14 protein-coding genes are annotated in these 22,329 nt (G+C 59.5%); 9 read left to right on the plus strand and 5 right to left on the minus strand.

What is annotated here, in order from left to right:
• The first annotated feature begins 111 nt into the window (after positions 1-111).
• The 5 genes from LOC68_RS02585 to LOC68_RS02605 all read left to right on the plus strand — a co-directional run bounded on the left by LOC68_RS02585 (position 112) and on the right by LOC68_RS02605 (position 7,314).
• The gene (locus LOC68_RS02585) at positions 112-1,467 is read left to right on the plus strand and encodes a Gfo/Idh/MocA family oxidoreductase (RefSeq protein ID WP_230215325.1); all 1,356 of its coding nucleotides are present in this window, start codon (positions 112-114) and stop codon (positions 1,465-1,467) included.
• Positions 1,468-1,694: 227 nt separating this feature from the next.
• Entirely contained in the window at positions 1,695-2,234 is a 540-nt protein-coding gene (locus LOC68_RS02590) for a sigma-70 family RNA polymerase sigma factor (protein ID WP_230215333.1), read from the plus strand.
• Positions 2,231-3,637 (plus strand): hypothetical protein, encoded by a 1,407-nt coding sequence (locus tag LOC68_RS02595; RefSeq protein ID WP_230215335.1) that lies wholly within the window; start codon positions 2,231-2,233, stop codon positions 3,635-3,637. The genes LOC68_RS02590 and LOC68_RS02595 overlap by 4 nt, the downstream gene beginning before the upstream one ends.
• 54 nt (positions 3,638-3,691) lie before the next feature.
• On the plus strand, positions 3,692-6,637 hold the full coding sequence (locus LOC68_RS02600) for a PVC-type heme-binding CxxCH protein (protein ID WP_230215337.1): 2,946 nt from the start codon (positions 3,692-3,694) through the stop codon (positions 6,635-6,637).
• 98 nt (positions 6,638-6,735) lie between these two features.
• Entirely contained in the window at positions 6,736-7,314 is a 579-nt protein-coding gene (locus LOC68_RS02605; RefSeq protein WP_230215339.1) for a hypothetical protein, read from the plus strand.
• An 11-nt stretch (positions 7,315-7,325) separates the two neighbouring features.
• Here the strand turns inward: LOC68_RS02605 and LOC68_RS02610 are convergent, their stop codons facing one another.
• From LOC68_RS02610 to LOC68_RS02625, 4 genes are all read right to left on the minus strand, one after another.
• Complete coding sequence (locus tag LOC68_RS02610; protein ID WP_230215341.1) at positions 7,326-12,701, minus strand: HEAT repeat domain-containing protein; 5,376 nt, start codon at positions 12,699-12,701, stop codon at positions 7,326-7,328.
• A gap of 181 nt (positions 12,702-12,882) precedes the next feature.
• Entirely contained in the window at positions 12,883-13,695 is an 813-nt protein-coding gene (locus LOC68_RS02615; protein WP_230215343.1) for a hypothetical protein, read from the minus strand.
• A gap of 120 nt (positions 13,696-13,815) precedes the next feature.
• Positions 13,816-14,199, minus strand: coding sequence for a hypothetical protein (locus LOC68_RS02620; RefSeq protein WP_230215345.1), 384 nt, complete (start codon positions 14,197-14,199; stop codon positions 13,816-13,818).
• A gap of 354 nt (positions 14,200-14,553) precedes the next feature.
• Entirely contained in the window at positions 14,554-16,836 is a 2,283-nt protein-coding gene (locus LOC68_RS02625; RefSeq protein WP_230215354.1) for a serine/threonine-protein kinase, read from the minus strand.
• A 166-nt stretch (positions 16,837-17,002) separates the two neighbouring features.
• On the opposite strand from LOC68_RS02625, the gene LOC68_RS02630 reads away from it, so the two are divergent.
• Positions 17,003-17,611, plus strand: a complete 609-nt coding sequence (locus LOC68_RS02630; protein WP_230215356.1) for a sigma-70 family RNA polymerase sigma factor — start codon at positions 17,003-17,005, stop codon at positions 17,609-17,611.
• Between the two features lie 237 nt (positions 17,612-17,848).
• On the opposite strand, the gene LOC68_RS02635 is transcribed toward LOC68_RS02630, so the two are convergent.
• Positions 17,849-18,217 (minus strand): hypothetical protein, encoded by a 369-nt coding sequence (locus LOC68_RS02635; RefSeq protein ID WP_230215358.1) that lies wholly within the window; start codon positions 18,215-18,217, stop codon positions 17,849-17,851.
• Positions 18,218-18,543: 326 nt separating this feature from the next.
• On the opposite strand from LOC68_RS02635, the gene LOC68_RS02640 reads away from it, so the two are divergent.
• From LOC68_RS02640 to LOC68_RS02645, 3 genes are all read left to right on the plus strand, one after another.
• A complete protein-coding gene (locus tag LOC68_RS02640) occupies positions 18,544-19,461 on the plus strand; it encodes a hypothetical protein (protein ID WP_230215360.1) in 918 nt (305 codons plus the stop codon).
• Between the two features lie 211 nt (positions 19,462-19,672).
• Positions 19,673-20,170, plus strand: a complete 498-nt coding sequence (locus tag LOC68_RS28720; protein ID WP_390623329.1) for a transposase — start codon at positions 19,673-19,675, stop codon at positions 20,168-20,170.
• 229 nt (positions 20,171-20,399) lie between these two features.
• Entirely contained in the window at positions 20,400-22,307 is a 1,908-nt protein-coding gene (locus LOC68_RS02645) for an FAD-dependent oxidoreductase (protein ID WP_230215362.1), read from the plus strand.
• Positions 22,308-22,329: the final 22 nt, after the last annotated feature.

Below are 22,329 nucleotides of genomic sequence, written 5' to 3' on the forward strand. Positions count from 1 at the left end.
GCCAAATCCCGCTCCTGCCTACCACCCTTGTCCTGCAGCGTCGTACCGCCTGCCGACACGATGTCGGCGCCGCGCGACGCCGCTTCCGCCGACCCAGAGGGGAAAAATCTCGTGTCCAAGAACACCTCGACGCGTCGTCAATTTCTGCAGACCAGCGCCTCGGTTACCGCTGCCGTGGCGACGCTCGGTCCCAGCTTGTACGTCTCGGCGGCCGAAAAAGTCAGCTCCGACAAACTGAACATCGGCATCATCGGCGCCGGCGGCCGCGGCGGCGCCAACTTGAACGGCGTCAAAGAAGAAAACATTTACGCTCTCTGCGATACCAATCCCGAAGTGCTCGCAAAGGTGAGCGCCACGTTCGCCGGAGCGAAAACCTACACCGATTGGCGCGAGGTGGTGCAAGATCCGCAGATCGACGCGGTGGTCATCAGCACGGCCGATCATCATCACGCCTTGTGCGCCTTGGCCGCGATGCGAGCCGGCAAGCACGTCTACTGCGAAAAGCCGCTCGCCGCGACCGTGCAGGAAGCCCGGCTGATGCAGGAGGTCTACGCCCAGAACAAAGGGAAAATCGCCACGCAGATGGGGACGCAGATTCACGCGACGGAAAATTATCGCCGCGCGGTTGAACTCGTTCAGTCGGGCGCCGTCGGCCCGGTCACCGAAGCGCACGTCTGGTGCAGCCGCACGATCAATCCCGTGGAACCGGCCGTTCTGCCCGAAGAAGCGATTCCGAAAGGCTTCGACTGGAACGTCTGGCTCGGCCCGGCTGCGATGCGTCCTTACAACTCGCAATACTGGCGCGGCGGCAACTTGAACTGGAATCGCCGCTGGGAATTTGGCAACGGCGTCCTCGGCGACATGGGAAGCCATTTGATCGACTTGCCTTTCTGGGCGCTCGGTTTGCATCGCCCGACCAGCGTCGTTTCGGAAGGTCCTGCCGCTGACGAGATCGCTTGTCCGCCGTGGCAAATGGTGACGTGGGAACACGCGGCTCGCGCAGGAAATGAAAACTGGGCCGAGCCAACCAAGGTGATCTGGTACCACGGTCCGGAAGGAATGCGCCGCCGCAGCGAGTATCTGCAACCGCTGGTCGGCGACGTGACCAAGATCGACGACTGGGGAATCGGCGTCGCCTTCGTCGGTCCGAAAGGGGTGCTGGTCGCCGACTACGGCAAATGCGTCCTTGGTCCCAAAGAAAAGTTCGCCGACTTCCAACCCCCAAAGCCGTTCATCGCGCCGAGCATCGGGCATTACAACGAGTGGATCCAAGCCGCCAAGACCGGCGGCGAGTCCCTCTGCAACTTCAACTATTCCGGCGCGCTGATCGAGCACAATCTGCTTGGCAACGTCGCCCATCGTGCCGGCAAGAAGCTAGAGTGGGACGCGGCGAATCTGACCGTGACCAACTCCCCCGAGGCCAATGCGCTGCTCACCAAAGAATACCGCGATGGGTGGGGCGTTTAGCCGGTTTCTCTCGCTAATGTCGCGTGATATCGCAATAAGTCATTGCCGTTTCACGATTTCTGACAATTCCCGCGCGGTCCCCAACTTTTGGGCGGCCGCGTTTTTTTCTGCGCGACCTCGCAGAAATCGCGCGAAGCGGGAAAAATCTTTGTAAGGTCTCGTCTATTTCTGTAGATAGTAGGGCGAGACCGACGACTCACGTCACCTCCCAGTTGGAACCGCGCCGCATGTCGCCCACGGATCAAACGCTGACCGACGAAGACTTCATTCGTCTCTTGACCGTCTATCACGGGCGAATCCTGCAGTACGTCACCTCCCTCATCCCGAATCGCGCCCAGGCCGAAGATGTGATGCAGGAAGTCTCGCTCGCCCTCTGGGAAAAACGAACGCAATTCGACGCCGATCTCAACTTCCTCACGTGGTCGCGAGCCTTCGCTCGACTGCAGGTGTTGGCCCACTATCGCAAACAATCGCGGATCCCGACCCAACTTTCGGACGGGGCGCTCGACCGAGTCGTCGCCGCAATCGACACGCGGCAACATGCGGTCGACGATCAACTGACGCTCCTCCGCAGTTGCCTTGGCAAGCTGCCGGATGCGCAGCGCGATCTCGTTCGCCGCTTCTATGACGGTCGACTCGACGTCTTGCAAGTTGCGCAAGATCTGCACGTTCAGCCCAACACCCTCTACGTAAAGATCCATCGCATCCGCGAGCGGCTGCTCGCCTGCGTGCAGAAGCATTCCGCTCTGTCAGGAGCGCCGGCATGAGCCAATCCCACGCCGACAACTTCCGCTCCCCCGTTTCACCCGAAGTCGCCCGGTTGGTCGCGCGCTGCATCGGTCAGCAAGCTTCGGACGAAGATTGGCGCCAGCTGAACGAGCTGTTGGAGACCGATGACGACGTCCTGCACTATTACGTCGAACATAGCGGCTTGAACGCGACGCTCGGTTCGCTGGTCGATTGGAACGACGATCCGAAAGCGGCGGTTCCGCCGCGGCGAATCAACTGGCAGTTGGCGGTAACTTTGGCGCTCGCTTGCAGTCTGCTATTCGCCGTCTCCGTCTATCTCTTCTCCGCCTTCGGTGGCGGTGAAAACAACCGGTACCTCGCGCGGCGCGTCTTTTCGACCGCCAGCGACCTGCAAGTTGCCGGCAGTCCGCAGCACGAAACCGCGATCGCTCCCCGTCAGCGTATCACCTTCAGCGACGGGACGGTCGGCTTTTCGCTCGCCTGCGGCGTCGACCTGGTGGTCGATGGCCCGGCCGATCTCGAAATCGTCTCACGCAACTATGTCCGTCTGAAATCGGGACGTCTGATCGCCAACGCCCAGCAGCAAGCGGAACCGATCACGATCGAAACGCCCCAGTGTCGCGTGCAGGATCAAGGAGGCCGCTTCGGGCTCGCTTCGTTCGTCGGCCAGGCCGACAGCGTCGCCGTCTTCCAGGGGCAACTCAACCTTTCCCGCCGCAGCAACACCCATGCGCTGCACCGCGGCGACGCCGTTCGGATCGACGACGATGGCGAGCTCTCGCGACTGCCGACCGTCTTGGAGGGTTTGTTCCCGAATGCCAGCGACATCAACCACACCACACTTGCCGACAGCGTGATTGAATCGGTGACCGACAACGTCGACGATGACTCGGTCTATGGGTTTTATCATGTCGCCCCTAACGGATTCGGCGAAGACGCCGTCGCCTATGTCGATCGCGAGCATCAATGGAACAGCCTTGGCCCGCATGGTATACCGCCGTTTCTGCAGAACGCCGAATATGTGATGACGCTGAACGACGATCGCTTTCATGAAGCGGCGCTCCGGATCAATTTGAAGCTTCGCAAGCCGGCGACCGTGTACGTCCTGTACACCGAGTGCATGTTCGTCCCGGAGTGGCTCTCGCGCGACTTTGTCGATACCGGCTACAAGATCGGGATGGATGAAGGCCCGTACCTGCAAAACGGAAAACTGGTCAACAACGCCTATGACCTTGCCGTCGGCGCGAACAACAGCATCGACAGCAACTTTCGCGTCTGGGCCCGGAAAATCGATTCGCCTGGCGTGATTACGCTCGGAGGCGTCGACATTCGCGTGCATGACTTACCCCAACCTGAATATGGCGCCCACAACGGATCCAACATGTACGGAATCGTCGTCGCCCCCGCCTTGCCTGAGTAGTGCGACCTCGCGCCGCATCCCGCCTTTCCCTTTTGTCCGCCGGAGTCATCTCGTATGCGATCGTTCGCCGCTCTTTCGCTTTGCTTTGCCGTCGCGGTCTGTTGTTCCGCCGAAGAATTCGACTTCGCCGATCAGCTGCCGCGAGTCGCTCCGAAGCAACCGGCCGAAGCGCTGAAGACGATTCAAGTCGCCCCAGGCTTTCGGGTCGAGCAAGCGGCGACCGAGCCGAATGTCGTCGATCCAGTCGCGATGGCGTTTGACGCCGATGGACGAATGTTTGTGATCGAAATGCGGGGCTATTCCGAAGACGATGGGCTCGTCTTGGGTCGCGTCCGGCTGCTCGAAGATGTCGACGATGACGGCGTCTATGAAAAGAGCACCGTCTTCGCGGAAGGTCTATCGTGGCCGACGGCGATCGCCTGCGTCCGCGGCGGCGTCTTGGTCGGCGCGGCGCCTGACATCTACTTTTTGAAGGACAACAACGGAGACGGCGTCGCCGACGAGCGGCGAGTCGTCTATACCGGGTTCGGCAAAACTAACGTTCAAGGTTTGATGAACACGTTCCTGTGGGGACTCGACAACCGCATTCATGGCGCGACCAGCAGCAGCGGCGGCGTGGTGAAGCCGGTCGTCGATGGTCAGCCGCAAGGAGAGGGCGTCAACCTGCGCGGTCGCGACTTTGCGATCGATACCGCGGCGATGACGATCACCCCAACCAGCGGCGGAGCCCAGCATGGGATGAGCTTTGACGATTGGGGAGACAAGTTTGTCTGCTCCAATAGCGATCACCTGCAACAAGTGATGTACGAGGACCGCTACTTCTCTCGCAACCCGTATGTCGCTCCGCCGTCGTCGCGGCGCAGCATCGCCGCCGATGGTCCCCAGGCGGACGTCTATCGCACGAGCCCGGTCGAAGCGTGGCGGGTGATTCGAACTCGCCTGCGTGCCGAGAAAATCGTCCCCGGCGTCGTCGAAGGGGGAGGGCGGCCGGCTGGCTACTTCACCGGCGCGACCGGCGTGACGATTTTCCGCGGCGATGCGTGGCCGTCGGAGTTCCAAGGGAACGCGATCGTCGGCGACGTCGGCAGCAACCTGGTTCACCGCAAACGCCTGATTCCCAACGGCGTCGTCTACAGCGGCGAGCGGATCGACGAGAAGAGCGAATTCGTTTCGTCGAGCGACATCTGGTTCCGTCCTGTTCAATTCTCCAACGCTCCCGACGGCTCCCTCTACATCGCCGACATGTATCGCGAAACGATCGAACATCCTGCGTCGCTCCCCCCGATGATCAAACGGCATCTTGATCTGACCAGCGGACGCGATCGCGGACGGGTCTATCGCGTGGTCGGTGAAAACTACCAGCGGCCCAAGACGCTCAAGATGTCGCAGATGACTGCCATCGAACTGGCCCAGCTGCTCGCCGATCCAATCAGTTGGCGCCGCGAAACGGCCGCGCGCCTGCTATACGAGCGACAAGATCTGTCCGCCGTGCCGGTCTTGAAAGAGATGGCCGCTGCCGGCGCCTCGCCGCAAGCCCGCATCCAGGCGCTCTACGCACTGGCCGGGCTCCAATCGCTCGATGAGAAAACGCTGCTGACGCCGCTCGACGATCAGCACCCCCGCGTTCGCCAACAAGCGATCCGCTTGAGCGAGCCGCTTCTGGCCAAATCTCCGGCGCTGCGTCAAAAGGAAGTTCAGCTGGTCGCCGACAGCGATCCGCATGTTCGCTACCAACTCGCATTCTCGCTTGGCGAGTTTCCCGCTGCCGAGAAACAAGCGCCGCTGGCGAAACTGGCCGCCTCCGATGGAAACGATCCCTATTTTGTCGCCGCGATCCAAAGCAGCGTCGCCGAAGGCGCCGGCGCGTTGTGGGCGAATCTGGCGAAATCGGCCCAGCTGTCCAGTGGCGAGAAAACTCTTTTGCTCGCCCTGGCGAAGCAAGTCGGCAAACAGCGCCGCAAAGAAGATATCGCCGCTATGGTCGCCGCATTGCCGCAGTTGAGCAAGTCGCACGCTGACCTGGTTCCGCTGGTAATCAAAGAAATGGCGGCCGGCGGAGATGCCGCCTTGGCGGCCCAAATTGCCGCCGCCGTTGATGGCAATGGCGAAGCGATGCTGCAGCGGATCTACGATCAGGCGGTCGTCGTCGTGAAAGACGAAAAGGCGCCGCTCGCCGCACGGACCGCCGCCATGCCGACGCTCCGCTTTCGTTCGCTTGACGAGAAGCTCTTCGCCGAACTCTTACAGCCGTCGCAGCCGCCTGCGCTACAGCAAGCGGCGCTGCAGACGCTCGCCCACTTTTCCTCCAGCGAAGCGGCCAATCTGGTGCTCGAGCGCTGGTCGGCGATGAGCCCCTCATTGCGGCAGTCGGCGTTTCAGGTCTTGGCCGCCAATCCGCAAGGGATCGCCAGCCTGCTCGACGCGGTGCAGGCTGGCGAAATTCGGACCGCCGATCTCGATATGAACGTGCTTAACACGCTAAAATCGCTGCAAACTCCGGACATCCAGGCTCGCATCGACGACCTGGCGAAATCGACCGGCAAGTCGGATCGAGACGCGATCGTCGCCGAGTATCGCCCGGCGCTCGAAATGACGGGCGACCCCGAGCGCGGCGAAGCGGTCTTCGTGAAGAACTGCTCCAGCTGTCACCAGATGAACGGCAAAGGACATCCGATCGGCCCGAATCTCGCCGCGATGAAAAACCGGGGCGCCGAGGCGATTCTCACGAACGTGCTGAACCCGAACCTGGAAGTGAATCCGCAGTATATGAGCTACGTCTGCCTGACGACCGACGGTCGCGCGCTGACCGGCATCATCTCTAACGAGACGGCGACCAGCATCACGCTGCTGCAAGGCGAGAACAAATCGGAGACGATCCTGCGAATCGACATCGATGAACTTCGCAGCACCGGTCAATCGCTGATGCCGCAAGACCTGGAGAAGCAGATCGATCGTCAAGCGATGGCTGACTTGCTCCGCTATCTGCTTGATTCGAAGTAATCGAGCAGATAACGCCCCCAAATTTCGACTTTCGCGTCGTAATCGCGTATGATGACGTAGATAAACGTTACTTGATACGACGCCGATTGGAGATAGTTTTGGGTTTTACGGTCTATTACCGCACGACGAAACCAGTTTCTAACGAACTTTCGAGCCAGATTAGCAGCGCCGCCGACGCTCTTTGTCGGCAGCGCCAATGGCTCAGTTGCGAGCCGATCCGCTTCTTCGCCAAGACGGACGGTCACATGAAAGGGGGAAGCAAGCCCAACTTTTCTCCCCATCCGGACGACGTCGCTGCGTTTGAAGCGATCGATCGTCCTGATGGCACGATGCTCGACGCGCTGGAAGTGCTGTGCGAAATCTCGCGCCGACACGCCGTCGATTGGGAGTTCTCTCACGATCATGACGAAGGGCCGATCGGCTTTATCATTAGCGGCGAGTGCGATGAGAACCTACTCGCCCAGGTCGAAGCGCTCGATCAACTGACGACCCTCATCTCCGGCGTACAAACCGGCCCGGCCGTCGCGCCGAACATTTACGTTGAAGACGATCTGATCGACGACTTGCCGGAGGATGTCGGCGGTTTCGCTTCGCTGGCCGAAGTCGAAGCTCACGTCGAAGCGAGCGACGACGATGATGATGACGAAGAGCCGGCGATCTTGAAGTTTCCGAGTTAGCCGCGCATCGGCTATTCCTCTTCCTTCTCTTTCGGCGGCTCGATACCGGCTTGCTTCGCCGCCTCGGAGTCGATCTTCCAGATCGCTTCCCCCAGGCGTTCTTTGTCCCACTCTTCTTCCGCTGTGCCGTAAAGTTCCAGTAACTTCGGCAACGCAGGTTTCGAAGCGGGGCCAATTTTGCCAAGCGCGACGATCGCTCCCCAATGTCGCGCCCACAGCCGCCAGGCTACGTTTGAATCGGACTGCAACAGATCGATCAGCGCTTTCTGCAACTCCGGAACTGCGGGCGCGGCGGCCGGGCCGATATCGCCGACCGAATCAATCACGCTCGTACCGAACGAATCGTCCCTCACCAATGGAACCAACGTTGGGACGAGCACTTTCCCCTTTTCCTTGAAGGAGCCGATCCCGGCCGCCGCCGCTGCTCGAACATTCTTGTCAGGCGACGTCAGCTTTTGCGATAGCACCGGCAACACCTTCTCTGCAGCGTCGGTTTGCTGTGCGACAGCTTGGATCATCGCCTCTGAAACTTTCGGATTCTTCGCATCGACATGCGTCAACAGAGGAGCGAGGTAAGTGGGATCCTGCTTCTCCAGACGCATGATCACCTTGGCGGCGGCAATTTGCAGTTGCGAGTCGTCAGAGTTCAGCGCGGACAATAGATCGGGAGCGATCGGCTTGATTGCCGCGATGGCGGGCAAATCGGCCAAAACGTCGTATCGTTCGTAGCGGTCGGCGAGCCGGCGCTGGTATTCGGCGATCAATGCGTCGGTCGGCCCTCCGATCGCGATCAGCGCCTCGGCGATCGGCGTAAGGCTCTCGCTTCCTCGAATTTGCGCAATGATCGCCGGCGCCGCTCTGTTGGCGGCCGGGCCGATCCCCTTGAGCGCTTCGATTGCGGGATACCGGAAGCGTTCGTCCGCGACTCGTTTCTCCAGTTCGTCAACGGCCGGCGCAGCCGCCGGGCCGATCTCTCCCAAGACTTGAGCGATTGCATTGCTCTGGAATACGTCACTCACTTTTAGCAGCTCGATCAGGCGGGGAACGGCCGGCCCAGCGACATCTTTCAAGCGACGGAGACCTTGACAGACGTCCGCCCGCGGCCCTGCTTCCAATTCGGCCATCAACGGCTCGACGGCGTCGCTCGCCTGCGGATCCAGCTGCGCTAATGCGAGCGCCGCCGGTAGATTGATCTCAGGGTCGTCACTTCTGACCGCTTCGTACAGCATCGCTGGCGCCTGCGGCCCCGCTGTAACTTCTTGGTAGTAGAGAGATTGGTAGTATCCCCACAAGGCGCGTGATTTCTTTTCTGGATCGTCGAATTCACTTAACCTGGCGGCAAGTCGCTCTCGCGTCGCATCGCTCAGCTCTCGGGTGATTTGATATCGAAGGTTCTCCGCCACTGACGTTATCGCGTCAATCACCGCATCGTTCGCTGCGGGATCATCCTTCCCCAGAGTCTCCAAAACCTGGGCGAAAAAAAATCGGCGTACGTCATTAGTCTCCGTCGGCATTCGCTTTATTAATTCAGGAACGACCGCATCGGCTTCCCAAGACCGTCGACGCAGCGATTTGAGGGAATATGTTTGAATCAGATATTCGTCCCAATCAAACCCATGCAGCAGGGCCGGCCCCAGCAGAAGATCTTTCACGTCGCCCTCGGCCAACACGACTGCCGCTGACGTCGCCAGACGCTGCGGTTCGGCGGTGATCAACTTTCTTAGCTTGAGGAAGGTCTCATTATTCAGTTTCAGCGCTCGTTGCGACCGATAAGTATGGGCGATGAAAAGTAGCATCATCCCCTTGGTCTCGGTAGAGAGTTCCGACTCTTCATCGGCAACGACGTCCACGACCGCCTCCACACCGCTCGGTCCGCTGGCGGCGAGAACCATCACAGCCCTCTCGACGACATCGTCGTCGTAACTCGCAAACATCGCGGTAAGGCTTTGGCGCATTTCAGCGTCCAGCTCATAGGAGCGGCTGCTCGAAACGAGCACTCTGGTCGCAGGAAGTTTCGTTCGCTCTTCTTTCAGCATGGCGGTTATTTTCGCGAGCGATGCGTCGGTTAACTCATCGTTCAGCGCAAAGACCGCGGTCTCCGCTACCTCCTCGTCCTCCGCCGCCACCAATTCGACGAGCGCCGCTTCCGCCTTGTCTCGTTGCTCGTTGTCCGCATCCAGGAACCCGCCTAATCGGCGAATCGCGCTGGCGCCAAGCGTCCCTTCCTCCTTCGTCGCCGCGATCAGCGGCTTCAAAACCGCGGCGCTATGATCCGAGAGACCAGCGAGCGTCAGCGCAGCCCACATCTGCTGCGACGCGTCGTCGCCGGCAAGCGCCTCGTATAACGGCCTCAATTCCGGATCATCGGCTGAATCAAACGGATCGATGAGCAGATCAGCCGCCGCGTGGCGAAGCTGCGGCGTCTTCTCTTTGTCCAGAACGACCGCGACCAGCGCGGGCCTCGCTTGACGAAGATGGTAAAGTTTATCCTGGATCTCCCAGTCGTCCGCTTCGCCCGAAAGGGTGGAGACGAGCGCATTCGCAACTTCAACCGTTCGCTCCCCCAGCTTGAGCATCCCAGCGGCGGCCGCTCCTTTCACCTCGCGATCGTCATCATTCAGCCGCTCGCGGTAGATGGCGACGGCCTCGTCGCGGGGAATCGTGGTTCGCGACAGCAGGAGGAGCCCGTTCTTTCGGACGCTCGGCTCTTTGCTTTTCGTCCGCTCGATCATGTACGCCGCAGCGCCGTCGCCGAGATCATCCAGCAGCTTGTCAACCGCTTCGTCGTCATAAAGGTCGAGCTGGGCGAAAGCGACTTCCGCCACCTCCGGATCGTCCGGAGCGATCTGCAGCAGCGCTTGGCCGGCTGCTTCGCGCACGTCCGACCTCGGGTCGTTGAGGGCCAACTCCCTTAATTTCGGGATCGCCGACTTGCTCGCCTCTTTCATTCCGGCGAGCGCTTCGATCGCGCTTTTCCGTTCCCAATTGTCTGGACTATCCAAGACCTCCGCCACCGCTGGAACCGCATCGCCGGCGCTTGGTCCGATTGCGGCGAGCGTCTCCAGTACATGCCGGCGTTCGTCGACGTTTTGCAGCAGTTTCGGCACGACCGCGGCCAGTTCCGGACCGCCTGCTTTGATCGCGGCAAGCGCAGCGAGCGGTTGCCGCGCGTCTCTCCAACTTCCGGCCGCTGCAGCAAGCGCCGGGCCCGCTTCTTTTGCGGCAGGTCCAAAGCTTTCGAGCGCTTCAACCGCCTTTTCTCGGTCGCTGCTGTAGTTGGACTCCAGATACTGGATCATTAGTTCCGTGGTCGACGCTCCCTTCGGACCAAGCTGCGTCAACATCTCAAACGCCGGATTGCGTTCGTACTGTTGCTCGGAATTCTTCAGCATCGAAAGGATCGGCGGCAACACCGCCGTCGCGTCGAGATCGTTCGCAGCGATCACCTGGCAAAGGGCCAGCAGGATCGTATCGTAAGCGTACTCCTCCGGTTTCGTCTCGGCGAGCAGCTTTTCCAGCAGCGGGCGACTGAGTTCGGGATGAGCGCCGATCGCCCCCAAGGTGCGGGCCTGGACCGAAATCTGTTCGTCGTATTGATCGTCATCCGGGTCAAACTCCAGGGCGACAATCGCCGGAACCGCATCCGCGGCGGCCTCTTCATAATTGCCGAGCGCTTCGAGCGTCGACCGCTGCAGTTTTTCATCTTGCGACTCGAGGATCTTGATCAGCGTCGGCAGAGCCGGCGCGTACTCGCGCCATCCCATGGTCGAGATCGCACGCTTTCGCGTTTCCAGCAAACCATCGGTTTGAATGGCGAGCAAAATCAAGTCGTTCGTTTCGTCGTCATCGGCGCCGCAGTCATCCATCACCACTCCTGCCGCCCCCCGCAGCACCGCAGGCTGATCGCTGCCGGTGAAGCCTTGCGCGAACGCCCGAATTTCTTCCTTCACTTCCTTGCCGTTTCGCTCCAGCGAATCGCGCATTTCGCCGAGCGTCGTCAGCGCGACCGCGCGCTCTTGATCCGATTTCGTCTTGTCGGCGACGATCTTCTTCAACAGCGGGTAGAATTCCTTTCCTCCCTGCGAAAGCGAACCGAGGAAAGCGTCCTGGTTCTGCAGCTGCAGATGCAACAGCGCCTGCAAGCGAATCTCCGGTGATCCTTTCGCCTTGCTCAGGGCCTGTTGAATCTCATACTTCTGCTGGGCATCTTCCTTGTCGATCGCCCTGACCAGAATCGGCACGACGCGATCGTCCCCAGGATCGATTTCCGCCAACGATTTGTAGGCGGCGGTCCGGACGAAGACTTGCTCGTCGTCGGCGAGCCGGACCAGCGCATCGACGATCTCCGGCGTCGACGGGCGAATCGCTCCGAGCGTCTCGGCGGCGGTCGATCTTTCGTACCACTCCGTCTCGTCGGTCGTCCCTTTTAAGACCGCTTTCACTGTCGGCGGATGAGGATCTTTCAGCAGACGAATCCCTTCATAGGCGGTCTGCCGAACGCCGTAGGTCGAATCGCCAAGCAAAGCCAGCAGCTCCTTCTCAGCGCCCAACATCCCCAGCGCTCGGCCGGCGTAGTTGCTTTCCGACTCCTTTGCAAACGCGGCGATTTTGGCGATCGCCAGCTTGGCGGGTTCGCCGATCGCTCCCAGCGCAATAACGATGTCGTTCTTGTTTTCGACGGCGGGATCGTCGAGCAGCGCCATCAGGTAGGGTACGGTCGGCGCTGCGGCCGGTCCCAGTTCCTGCAGCGTACTCAACACGGCGTTCGCTGCGTCTTCTTCCTGAATTACGGTAACCAATTCCCCCAGCGCCTCGCCCGCTTTCCAGCCGTCCTGCTCAAAACCCCACCGAATCGCACCGACCGCGGCGGCGCGAACGCTCGGATCAGGATCGCGCACTGCGGCTCGCGCCGTCAGCAACGCTTCAGCGCTGCGTGAGTCGTACATCCCGTCCAGTTTTTCGCAGGCCTTCGCGCGGACTTCCGCTTGGGGATAGGTGAGGATCAATTTCACCAGCGCGTCAAAGGATTCGTCCGAATAAGAAGAGAGCGTTCGCTGGACAGCTTCAGGAATCGGCGTGCCGGGTGCGTTCTCTTGGCCGGAAAAGGGCTCCGGCGGAACCGGCGCACCTTCCACAACCAGCGGCGGAAGCTTGCCTGCGGCTGGCATCGCCGTTTCTTGCGCGTTCTCCTCGGTTGGCATCTCCGCCCGATCGCTTGAACCTTCGTCCAGTGAAAATTCGCTCGTATCGATGGGATTCTCCATCACTTGCTTTTCTTGCTCGGCCTGGCCGACGCGAACCGGCGTTTGTTCTGACTGAGCGGTATCAGTCGGACCGGTACAGCCAGGCAACAACAGGGCGACAAGCAGCGCGAGACGGCGGTCCATCGAAGAGTCCTGATCGGGAGCAAGGGAGAAGGGAAGCGAAGGAGTGGGGAAGCCCCCCCATTTTGGACAATTCGTCGATTGGGTGCAACGATTTGGGACTGCGCGCAAGAGCTTCAAGAAACAAAAAACGCCCATCAAGCAAATTTGATGGGCGTTTCCCTTTCGAGTTTTTCCGATTCGACTAGCGAAGGCGAACGGCGGTTTGTTCCGCTTCCCCCAGATCGAGATCATCCAGATCGATCGAATCCATCGGCGACGTCGGAGTCGACGGTGCGGCGACGTTTCCATCAACCGGCGGAGCGGTCGTGGTCACCGGCGGCGTCGTCGTTTCGATGGTCGCCTCTTCGGTCACGGTCGCTTCCTGAACGACCAGCGGCGCGACTTCGCCTCGATTCAAGATCAGAATGTTATTCGTTTCGTTGCATTCGATCAGTTCGTCGAAGCTGTCGATCGCTACGATCAGCGTATCGAAGGCGATCGCAGCGCCGCCGGGGTTGTGGATCGACAAGCACGACAGCGGCAGCTGAATCTGCAAGTCGAGGATTGCACCGGCTTCGATGCGCGGAACCGTGATCACCGCGGTCGGCGAGAACGGCTGGATCTGGCCGCAGGTCCCAACCGCCGAAATGCGGAAGTTGCCGACCGGAATTTCGCTGTTGTTCTGCAGCTGGATCTGGTAGATCGGGCCAGCCGTATCGCAGGCGTCCGCCACCAGGCAAACTCCCAGCAGCTGTAGATCGCCCGGCTTCTGCCAGGCGCCCAATTGCGGGTTGAACATCGGGCCGCCGAAGCCCAGCTGCCCCGACTCGCGGAGCATTCGCGACTTCATCAGCAGGTGGATCACGTGGCCGCAGCCGTGCGATTGAATCCCCAGCACCTGGTCGGTACGAATGTTCTCGGCGTTGATCGGTACGAGCGGATCGGCGAGACAGTTGGAAGCGACCGATCCTGCAAGCAGGCCGAGCGCTAAAAAGGCGTATTTCAAACGAGACATGATTCCTTCTCCGAATATTTCTTTTTGGTTTGGCGTTGTTTGTTGGCGGCAGATTCAAAAAGAGCCCGACGGCCAATGGCTCGTCGGGCTGCAAAGGTTTACGCGGCGTCGCGGTTTCGCTTAGTAGCAACCCCAGTAGCTGGTGTAGCAGGGGGTGTAGCAGACCGGCGAGTAGTAAACCGGACGGTAGGTGTAGAAGTACGGACGGTAGCAGCCGTAGTTGTAGTTGTAGCAACCGTAGTTGTAGCAACCGTAGCTGCTGTAACCGCAGTAGCCGTAGCTACGATACCCGAAGCTGCGGAAACAGGCTTCAATCGCCTTGTCTTCCGACTCGGCGCCGGCGTCGGCGGCCAGCTTGTCGACATCGACGTCGAAACCTTCGTCCACGATCGAGACGTCAGCGTCTTGGATCTTGGCCAGGTCAAGTCCGAGCGAGTCATCGGCTCGCAGGGCGACAGTGAACAACAGAACCGGAACGATCGCGAACAAAACTTTCTTCAACATGACATGGATTCCTGGTACGGCGTGGGTTGTATTTAGGTCAACTGATTCGCCGTGCTTTTCAGTTGACTTGGTTAACTCGTTACTCTGCACAGCGGTAACCCGAACGATTTGTTACAACCGGGACCAGGAAATTTTTTGGGGGCCAAGAAAAGCCGAGAAAACAGGGGCGCACGGGCCACGCGCGGGCGCCATGGCCACGTCTGCGTGGCCATGAATGTGGCCGGCAATCAATGAGAAATCGGAATATTGGCCGGTTTTCCATTCCTGACCCACTGCACGGCGCACCATCGATCGGAATAGTTAGCGCATTCATGGCCACGCAGACGTGGCCATGGCGCCCCCGAAATCGCGCTGTTACGTCCGATCCGAGTCGCGCGTATCGGTAAAGAGTTCCGAGCATTTCAGCAGCGCTTCGATGTCGGCATGGACCGAACGAGAGAGACTGAGCGCAAAGCCGAAGCCGATGGCGCCCACGGTGCTAAGCACCTTCAGCGCCAAGCCGCTCTGCGGATCGTCGATATGACCTGCGACCAGCAGCAGCATGATGCCGGCCGCCGGCACGCCGCCGGCCAGGTAGAGGAACCAGTCCATGTGCCGCGACAACCAGCGCAACTCGCGGACGTCCGACTTGTTCATCGGCTCCGCTTGAAACATCGGCGGAATGAACGCGCGTATCGCGAGGGTCGACAAGAAGAAAAATGGGTAAGCGGCGGCGATCATTCCGCAGATGAGCAGCGAGCCGACAAAATGGAAATACCATTGCCGCTCCAGACCACCCAGCAATATATGGAGCGCAACCGGAAACGCGATCCCGGCGATGATCCACTCGGTGATTCCGAGGTAACTGACGAATCTTCCCAACCGAAATGCGCGGCGGCGAGACAACAACAAATCGGTCGGCTCTTCTTGGTCATGCACTTGCCGCAGTCCTTTGACGATCGGCCAGAGGTACCAGACGCTGATAATCGTCGCCAGCGGAAATGCAATTCCATTGATTACGAACTGCACGTTCCAGAAGGCGTCAAACGCATTGGTCCCTTCCAGCTTGCGAATAATCGCCTGATCATTGTAGACGTAGTTAAAGAAGCCGGCGATCGCGTTCGGCCCAATCCCGGCCGCGATGCAAGCCAAGACCGGATGATGCGACGCCCAGCCCATCAGGCCTCGTTTCGAGCGCTCTTGCAGCTGGGCGACGCGCGGCTCCAGGCACATCCCTAGATCACGCGCTAATAGCTCGGCTGTCTGATACCGATCACGCGGTTCGGGCTTCAGACAACGCCGTAGAATCGCTACGAGCCGTCGCCCGACGTCGTCGGTCGGCATTTGTTTTGGCTGCGGGACCTGTTCGCGGCGAATCTCGGCCATGTCGAGGAGCGACGTGTACCAACTACCGACAATCTCTTCGTCCCCAAATGGTCGCGACCCGAACAACAGTTCCCAGAGGAGCACCCCCAGCGAAAAGACGTCGCTCCGCCCATCCAGATCGCTCGCCTGGCGATGATGTTCGGGATGGCACGCTTCCAGTTGTTCGGGAGACATGTAGGCGAGACTGCCGCCGAAATAAGCGGCCGGGCTGGTCCCTTCCAGCTGCGAACTGAAGCTGATGTTGAAGTCGGCCAGCTTGGCGGTTCCGTTCGCTTCCAAGAGCACGTTGGCCGGTTTGACGTCCCGATGCAGGATCCCTTGCTCGTGGGCGTAATGAAGCGCACTGGCCAGTTCCATCCCGATCCGACAGGTTACCTCCGACCAACTCCGCCCCACCAGTTCGCTCTTCAGCGGCACGTTCGACGCCGAGACGACCCCGGTTTTGTCGAGGGTCGCCGCGACCGTATCCGCTAGCACTTTCACATCGCGACTTTGCCGACGATTTCCTTCGCGTATTACCGATTGCAGCGTCCCGCCGGCGACAAACTGCATATACAACAGCCGCAGATTCTGCCCCGGCAACCGACACTGGTCGTAAACGCGCACGATATTCGGATGATCGAGCTGAGCGAGCGTCTGGGCTTCCGTACCGCGATCCATCGAGATCTTCAGCGCCACTAACCGCTGCATGGTCTCTTGGCGAGCCAAAAACACGCTCCCAAACGCCCCAGCGCCGAGACTCGACATCAAGTAGAAATCGCCAACCCGATCACCGGTCGAGAACTTGGAATGGGCCAGCCCGTCCGAGAGGGACGTGGTCATCGTGTGATGATCAAGCTTGAAGAGCCGCGCGATCGCGTCGGCCTGGCTCGGGAAACGCTGCCCATATTCCTGCAAATCGACCTGTTCGCCCGACGTTTTGCGAACGTGGTATTCCTCAAAAATCAGGTCGGTCGGCATCCCATCGGGACGGGCCAGCTCCGGGAAACGCTCGTGATAATCCTCCAGCCGCAAGAAATCGCAATTCCGCTGGCGGCGATATTCCATGTCGATCTTGATCAGCTCGATCAAGACCATCCGGCGAAAGATCCCAGGCTCCGGCGGAAGAAAGTCGGCGACGCGCGGCGGTAAGGACTCGGATTCCCATTGTTCGAGAAACCGCTCCATAAAGCTGGCCAGCACGTCCCAACTAGCGACCGCGTCGTCCAGCTTCAGCGCGACGGTCGGTTGGTCGTCGATGTTGATATTCAGCGGTTTACCATGCAGTCCCATACGTCATCCCTGCGCTAACGGCGATATGCCCGGGGCAACTTGATTTTCGCCGCGCCTGTGGTCAATGACAAGCGAAGTTCGAAAAGGGCGATCGTTTTATTTCCATTTGTGGTAATATTCAGACGCGGAAAACGATCAAACCTGCGACATTTGGAGCGACACAGACGTGAGCGACGAAGCGGCCCTGCTTGAACAGATCAGCACCGGAGACGTTGATGCGCTGGCGAAGTTTATCGAAGCCCGCAAACCGCAACTGATGGCCTATATCCATCGGCGATTGGGGGCGGCGCTCAAGTCGAAGGTCGAAGCGGAAGACATTTTCCAGGATTCGAGCGTCGAAGCGGTCCGGGCGATCACGCCCGAGTTTCCCGGCGACAAAGACCCGTTTTCGTGGCTTTGCCAGATCGCCGAGCGAAAAATCGTCGACGCCCATCGCCATCACTTTGGCGCCCAAAAACGAGACGCCGGTCGCGAACGCCCTTTGGATGGACGCCCGGCCGGGGGCGGCGACAACGAAATCGGCCTGGTTAACATGCTGGTCAAAAGCATGACCACGCCAAGCAAAGCGTTTTCACGCAACGCTAGGGAATTACGTCTGCAAGCGGCGCTGGCCGGCTTGCGTGAGGAACAGCGCGAAGCGATCCGTCTGAAATATGTCGAAGGTTGGGCCTCGAAAGATATCGCCAACCAGCTCGGCAAGACCGACGCCGCCATCCGCGTCATGCTGACCCGCACGCTAAAACAGCTGCAATCAGTCCTGGCCGAACAAGAGTAGGTCAAACACTAGCCCGCAGCGCAAGCGAGGGAATGCGGCCGCAAGTGAATGACGAATGTCGAAGCTCGAATGACGAAAACCTCTTCCATTCGACATTCTGGTTTCGGCATTCGTCATTTAGCCTAACGCATTCCCTCGCTTGCGCTGCGGGCTAGTGTTTGTCGCGCACAAAAAAAGCCCGACGACCATTTCGATCGTCGGGCTGCGTCGGGTTACGTGTCGTCGCGGAAGCGCTGTTTAGTAGCAACCCCAGTAGCTGGTGTAGCACGGGGTGTAGCAAACCGGAGCGTAGTAAACCGGGCGGTGGCAGTAGTAAGGACGGTAGTAGCGGTAGCCGTAGTTGCAACCGTAACCGTAGCTGCGGTAGCCATAGCTACGGTAACCGTAGCTGCGATAGCCGCGGAAGCAAGCTTCGATCGCTTCATCTTCGCTTTGCGTGCCGGCGTCGGCAGCCAACTGATCGACGTCCAGGTTCAAACCTTCTTCGACGATCGACACATCCGCGTCTTGAATGTCGCTCAGGTTCAAGCTGAGTGCGTCATCGGCTCGCAGCGCGACGGTGAACAGGAAAACGGGAACGATCGCGAACAGGACTTTCTTCAACATCAGGTAGTTTCCTCAAATCGGCGATGTTAGGCGGGAAAAACGTCAACTGACTCGCCGTTTTGATCAGTTGACCGCTGTGTTGCGTTGATACTTGGCAAAGCGACCGTCCCGCCGATTTGTTACGCCCTTTTCGGAAAAAGATTTCCGACGTTCTGATGCGCCTAGACCTTATTAACTAGGGGCGTCTCGCCGTGCAGCTCGCCTGGCCCCGAGGACCGTACCCCTCTCTGGAAAATGGCCTGTAACATTCCGTCTCCCGCGACGCTTAGCAGAGGTAGAGACCTAAAAGCCCCCAAAAAACCAACGAATCCACCGCAGGTAATGTCATGTTCAAATCGATCATTCCCCTGGTTTGCGGCCTGATCGCGTGTTTCGCCACGGTTGGCCTGGCCGACGAAAACGACCTTTTTTCCGGCGTCCGTTCCGGCTCTGTTTTTGGCGACGTTTCGGCCCAGTCGACGGCGACGCCGATTACCCGCGTCACTTCGATCCAGGACCTGAACCAGATGCTCACCGAGGCAGGCCTTGAAAGTAAAGTGGCCGGTACCCGCGTCATCCTCACCAAGAAGGAACTGGACGACTGGGCGTTCAACGTCCTGGTCACGATTTCCGAAGACGAAATGACGATCGGCCTGACGATGCCGCTGAGCACGCTGAAAGATGAATCGAAGTTGTCGTCCACGCAGCTTTTGAAGTTGCTCGAAGCGAATCAAAAACATGCTCCGTCGGTCTTCACCTTCAGCGCTGAACGTAAACGAACCGAGCTCTACCACATCCTGCCGAACGAATCGATCACCGGGCAAAAGCTGCGGGACGAAATCAATCGCCTGGCGGTGTTGGCCAAAGGGACAGTCGACTTGTGGAAGATGCCCGGCGCCGAAGCGAAGCCTACCGATACGAAACCTACGGAAACGTCGAGCCCGGCGTCTCCTTCGCCCGAATCGACTTCGACCGCCTCGCTGATTGGCGCGTGGAGCGCCTCAAAGTCAAAGACCGAAGCGATCGCCATCCGCTTTGAGTCAGGCGACAAGTTCCAGCTGGTTTACGTCAAAGCGGGCAAGCAGTCGAAGTCGAGCGGTAAGTTCTCGATCAACGGCGACAAGCTGCAATTGGTCGGCGACGACGGCATCCGCTTGGAAGGAAAACTGGTGATCGCTTCGGCGACGAAGTTCACCTTCACTCCCTCCGCCGCGATCGGCCCGCTCCAGTTCAACAAAGCCGCCGCCGCGAAGACCGCCAAGTAATCCAGCGACCGACAACCAGATCCGTGTGTGCCCGGGCCGTGTGCAATTTCTAGTCCTGCCTCCTAGAAACGCATGCGGCCCGGCCTTTGTTTCGAAACAAGAGCTTCTCTTCGAATAGTAGCCCGAAGCGCAAGCGAGGGAAAAGCGGTTGGAAACGACAAATCACGCCTGCTACGATAGTCCGGTCCGCACTATTGAACAGAGAAAGACCATGACTTCCGAGCCGAAGCCACTCTACTCTCCCGACGCTCTCGGCTACTTTCTAACCTGGACAACTTACGGAACGTGGCTTCCTGGCGACCAGCGAGGCTGGACGCAAAGACTCAGCGGAGACCAGACCGGCGATGAGTTTCAAAACAAGCGAGCGAAGTCGAAGCTAGGCGATTCCCCATGCACGCTTGATCTAACGCAACGTGAAATCGTCAACAAAGTGATCCGAGCACATTGCGAAATTCGCGATTGGCGCCTGCACGCTGTAAACTGTCGCACGAATCATGTCCATGTCGTGGTCACTACTTGCGAAGACCCCAAAGAGGTCCTTCGGCAATTCAAAGCCTGGGCGGCCCGCCGACTCAATGAGCATGGCCCGCGAAGGGAGAAATGGTGGACCGAACGGGGCAGCGGGCGCTATCTATATGACCAGGAGAGTTTAGAGTCGGCGACCGTTTATACTTTGGATGCTCAGGACCGTAAGTCGCGCGATCGGTGATTTGTGTTCAATGTCGCGATTCTTGGGCGGTTGCGATCCCCGAAGATTTGCGGACGCATTTCCCTCGCTTGCGCTTCAGGCTACTAATGAATCGCATTCTTGCGACCCTTGCTCGTATCATACGCCGGAAGCGATTACGATAGTGGGAACCAGCCGAATATCCCTCCTTAAGCTTAACTTGCGGCCGCATTTCCCTCGCTTGCGCTTCGGGCTACTATTGAGAGAATTTATGAAACCAACCGCCGGTTCGTTACTGCTGCTGTTCGCCCTCACTTCGCTCGCATCCGCCGCGCCGCGGGAAGTACAGACCGACGTCTGCGTCTACGCCGCGACTCCCTCCGGAATCATGGCCGCCATCGCCGTGAAGAAAGCGGGACACTCGGTCGTGATCGTCGAACCAAGTCGCTGGGTCGGCGGCATGCTTGGCGCTGGGCTGAAACCGATGCAGGACTGTCCGAACTACGCCGCAACCGGCGGCATGACGCATCCGCTGCTCAAGAGTCTCGGGCAACCGGCCGAAGGTCCCCGTCTGACGACGGCTCAGCTAAGCCCAAAACAGATTCGCGAAGATTTTCAGGCGCTCCTCGACAAGCATGGTATCGAGGTGATCTTCGAACACCGCATCGCCAAGTGCACCAAGCAAGACGCGGCGCTGCAAACCGCCAGCTTTGATCTAGCGCCGTTCGACGCCCAAGGAGTTCCGCCGGCTGAACCAACCAAACGTGACGACCTGCGCGTCAGCGCCAAGATCTTCATCGACGCCGGCTACGAAGGAGACCTGCTTGCCGCCGCTGGTTGCGAATATCGCGTCGGTCGCGAAGCGGCGACCGAGTTTGACGAATCGGCCGCCGGCGTTCGCCCCGTCGTGCAGAAGACGCAGATTGATCCGTATCGCACGCCCGGCGATCCGAGCAGCGGCCTCCTTCCGCTCCTCCAAGTTGATCACGGATTGCCGATCGGCGCCGGCGATCAATACACCCAAGCTTACAACTATCGCTACTACACCACCGCCGATCCTGAGAATCGCCTCACCATTCCCGTTCCGGCAGGTTACTCCGCCCAAGACTATGAGCTAGTCGGTCGCTACGTCGCCTACCTCGCAGAGATCGAACCCGATCCGAAGAAGCTGCGCGATCGCTTGGTTGGCATCTGGCCTGGCTGGCGCAACTCGCAGGAATGGAACTACCAGCGCGCCTCGTTGATCTCGATGGCCCCGCTTGGCATCAGCCAAGAATACGCCTCCGGCGACTATGCCGCCAAAGCTCGCGTCTGGAAAGCGCATCAAGACTATCTAAGCGGGCTCTATCACTTCATGAAATCGGACGAGCGCGTGCCGCAGTCGTATCGCGACGAAATCTCGCAACTCGGTCTCGACGGCCGTTTTCACCCGGAGACCGGCGGTTGGCCCCATCAGTTGTACATCCGCATCGCGCGGCGCCTGAAAGGTCGCTACGTGATTGCGGAGCATGACGTCTACAACCGCACGCAAATCGACGATCCGATCGGCCTCGCGCAGTACGGCATCGACACCTATCCGTCGCGGCGGATCGTGGTGAAAGAAGGGGACGAAACCTTCGTCGCCAACGAAGGCAACATGTTCGTCGGCGGCAATAAAGGTCCCACCAACGTTCCTTACCCGATTTCGTACCGCGCGATCACGCCGCAAACGGATCAGTGCACAAACCTACTGGTCCCTGTTTGTTTTTCGGCGACCCATCTTGGCTACGCTTCGGCCCGGATGGAGCCGGTCTTCATGATCGCCGGCGAGTCATCAGGCATCGCCGCCGCCCAGGCGATCGAAGAGCAACTGCCGGTTCAACAAATCGACATGCAAAAGTTCGCCGCCGCGCTTAACGCCGCCGGCCAAAAGCTTCACTGGGATCCGACCGTTGATAAGAGCGAAAGTCCCAGCAGCCCCAAGCTCGACTTCGCCACGCTCCTGAAGCAGTGCGATCAAGATCAGGACTCGCTCGTCTGCGCCGGCGAATGGAGCGTCGGCAAGCCAGGCTTCGATTGGCTCTTTACGTTTATCGACGCCGACAACAGCGGCCAGATCGACGAGAAAGAATACACGTCGTTCCAGGATTACAAAGCACAAAATCCGAAGTGGCGCGAAGTCATCCAGGCCAAGAAATAGCAAACCCCACCCCACTAGTCCC

Origin of the sequence: Blastopirellula sediminis, from assembly GCF_020966755.1 — a bacterium.
Lineage (GTDB): Bacteria > Planctomycetota > Planctomycetia > Pirellulales > Pirellulaceae > Blastopirellula > Blastopirellula sediminis.